Here is a 418-nt window from a genome sequence, read left to right as displayed (position 1 = left end):
GCGCATCTCGGGGATGGCGGTCGAGCACCATCATGACGGCGAAACCGGCCATCGTCCCCAGCGTGGCGAGGTCGGTATTGCCGTGCTGCTGGCTCTCGGGGACCAGCTCCTCGACCACGACGTAGATCATGGCCCCGGCGGCGAAGGCGAGGGTGTAGGGCAGGATCGGCTCGATGAACAGGACGGCCGCCGCTCCCAGGAGGGCGGCCATCGGCTCGACGATCGCGGAAAGCTGGCCGTACCAGAATGCCTTGAGGCGACCGACCCCCTCGGCCCGGAGCGGGAGCGCGACGGCGATCCCTTCCGGGAAATTCTGGAGGCCGATGCCGATGGCCAGGGCGATCGCCCTCCCGAGCGAGCCGTCGATCGACCCGTGCTGGGTGGCTCCGAAGGCGACGCCGAGCGCCAGCCCTTCGGG

General features: G+C 70.1%; 1 protein-coding gene. It reads right to left on the bottom strand.

Going from position 1 to position 418, the window contains the following annotated elements; all coding sequences use genetic code 11:
• On the bottom strand, positions 1–418 hold a 418-nt coding region (locus tag AB1L30_RS00575; RefSeq protein ID WP_367011407.1), incomplete at both ends, for a ZIP family metal transporter.

The sequence above is a fragment of the Bremerella sp. JC817 genome, from assembly GCF_040718835.1.
Classification (GTDB): domain Bacteria; phylum Planctomycetota; class Planctomycetia; order Pirellulales; family Pirellulaceae; genus Bremerella.
The sequence above is the reverse complement of the archived record's forward strand: the minus strand, read 5'-3'. Positions and strand labels throughout refer to the sequence as shown.